The following is a 2,313-nucleotide window of genomic DNA, read 5'->3' as shown; positions in this document are numbered from 1 at the left end:
CGGGATAAATAAAAATTTCTGTCGTACACATAATTATATATGCAGACACCGCGTACACAGCAATCTGTGCTTGCTTGTTCGGCCATTGGGCTATCGATTTCTTCACAAGAATCCCAAGAACAGTGAAGAAGAGCAATAGTGCAATCATGCCTCCTTGAAATGCAATTTGCAACAACTGATCATGACAATGCGTAGCTCCAGTCCAGAGCCCATTGGAAGATAGTCCTAAATACTGCACCATCTCGTCATTCGTAAGTACTCCGTATCCAATTACGGGGTTAATTGTTATTGCATGAATAGCATTATCCCAAATGGCCAATCGTCCAGAAAATGTCAAATTTTTACCAAGTCTCAATACAATTGGGGCAAAAATATTAACAATTCTAAATATAACAATTAGCAGCCATATGATACAGGATATCGCAATACTCCGAATAGGAGTAAAGAAATGTCTTACCTCGGGGACCAACATCAAAGCGAAGAATAAAACGACACCAACTATACCGGTTGCCGAGCCATGCATAAACTCAGTCAAAAGAACGATAATTGATAGGGCAAAGCCTCGATTCTGGCTATGGAAATAAGTATTGTAAATCCATGCGATCACCAAAGCCGGAAATAGCCATTGGACAAAATAGTTGTCCACTCCCAAAAGCCATTCCTCAGAAGCTCCATACGCTGAAATAGACCTACTATATAGTCCATTTGGAGCTATCAAAATAGTTAGAAAATTCCCATAAACGCATAATTCGCTATGAATCATTAGGACACGCAGCAATGTTGACAAATGATCTCGATAAACATCAAACACTACACATGCGATGCCAATACGAAGCAATGTCATTAATGCCGTACTGGTGTCCCCTCCGCCAATTGCGGTCGATAGCAAAATCCATGCTTGCATAGCTAATGCAAACGCAGTGATCGCGGATGGGGCACGTTTATTGATAACAAATCGAATTAATAGAACAGCGACAACCACATATGTCGAAAAACGATACAAATGCAGCGATGTTGTAAAGTAATCAATCGATATAGGCAAAAAAACGGGAATAAGCAGGAGGAACAGAACAATGCCCTTCCTGGAAAATTTTACTGTCATCGCCGCCCCTTACATCACGGAATCAAGATGCCTTACAACCTGGGCGGGCACTCCAGCAGCGACCGTGTACGCAGGAATATCATGGGTAACAACCGCATTAGCTCCAATGATAGCCCCATCGCCAATAGTCACTCCAGGCAACACACAAACATTCCGGCCAATCCACACGTTCTTTCCGATTATGACCGGCCCTTTGCTGTAAATTTTCCTCTCATTCGGTGCGACGCTAAGCTCAGGGAAAGAGTTAGAACCATGTGAGTTATCGGTAATAAAGGCATTGACTCCAAGCAAGGTACCATTACCGATGGAAACTTTTTGTGCACATGATATAAAACCGAAATCAGCAATCACTACCTGGTCACCAATGAAAAGATCAGGATCTACAACCTCATCCACCTTCCAAGTCTGCAACGAAACAAAACGGCCCGCAGAAAAAGACTCTCCAATAGTCATGTATTGGGGTCCATGGACTTCGAAACCAGGGCGAACATGACTTCCCCTACCAATCCTGTGCAAAGATCGAGCAGTCAAAAGCCATTTAATCCTATTAGGAGCTGCTCCCAATTTATGAAGAAAATTCATAAGCATTATTTCCTCCACTACATGTCTTCTCTAAAAACACGATCGTAAACGGAATCCTCACAAGTACCCGATGCATCATAGAACCAACTCATCTTTTGCGGCGTATTTGCAAGCCTAGATAAATAGGCCTGTCGGAATGGCTCTCCGAGTAAGGAGGTCAATTCAAATAGGTATCCAGGATTTTTATGAATACAATTCAGAACATTGTTATCCAATCCCTGCCGCAAACAAATCATAAATACCGCATCAATAAACAGATAAATCGGATATTTTCCATACTTAAGGAAATATTCCTTAAAAATGCTGTCCATAGCGGTTACAAACAAAGAATTTTTACGAGCAGCAATAAAGAAGCCGGTCCATGTGGAACTCGCCCCTTTGTATTTCAGGAAATTCGGAGTCGTGACACAGTTCATCGATTCGAACGACTTATCAGACAGCCTTAATGTTAAATCATAAGGAGCAGAAAAATACAATGTTGCATCAACCCATGTTCCGCCATTATTCTTTAACACGTTGAAGCGCAAAATATCCGAGAAGGTCTGTACAGAGATGTCTCCTCTTGCAAATCCATCACGGATTCGGATATCAATATCCGTATACTTCTCATAATTGGACTTGGAAAGTTC

General features: G+C 41.7%; 3 protein-coding genes. All 3 read right to left on the bottom strand.

What is annotated here, in order from left to right; translation table 11 throughout:
• A partial coding sequence (locus Tam10B_RS13080) for an O-antigen ligase family protein (protein ID WP_143248660.1) occupies positions 1–1,102 on the bottom strand: 1,102 nt, incomplete at its 3' end.
• Positions 1,103–1,111: 9 nt separating this feature from the next.
• On the bottom strand, positions 1,112–1,555 hold the full coding sequence (locus Tam10B_RS13865; protein ID WP_158214222.1) for an acyltransferase: 444 nt from the start codon (positions 1,553–1,555) through the stop codon (positions 1,112–1,114).
• A gap of 146 nt (positions 1,556–1,701) precedes the next feature.
• On the bottom strand, positions 1,702–2,313 hold a 612-nt coding region (locus Tam10B_RS12670), incomplete at its 5' end, for a capsular polysaccharide synthesis protein (protein WP_198947614.1).

The organism is Bifidobacterium vansinderenii, assembly GCF_002234915.1.
In the GTDB taxonomy this organism is placed as follows: domain Bacteria; phylum Actinomycetota; class Actinomycetes; order Actinomycetales; family Bifidobacteriaceae; genus Galliscardovia; species Galliscardovia vansinderenii.
The sequence above is the reverse complement of the archived record's forward strand: the minus strand, read 5'-3'. Positions and strand labels throughout refer to the sequence as shown.

Bases quoted from the DNA above. Each gene is read 5' to 3' on its own strand.
- Tam10B_RS13865 (WP_158214222.1), bottom strand. From the start codon at position 1,555: ATGACTATTGGAGAGTCTTTTTCTGCGGGCCGTTTTGTTTCGTTGCAG.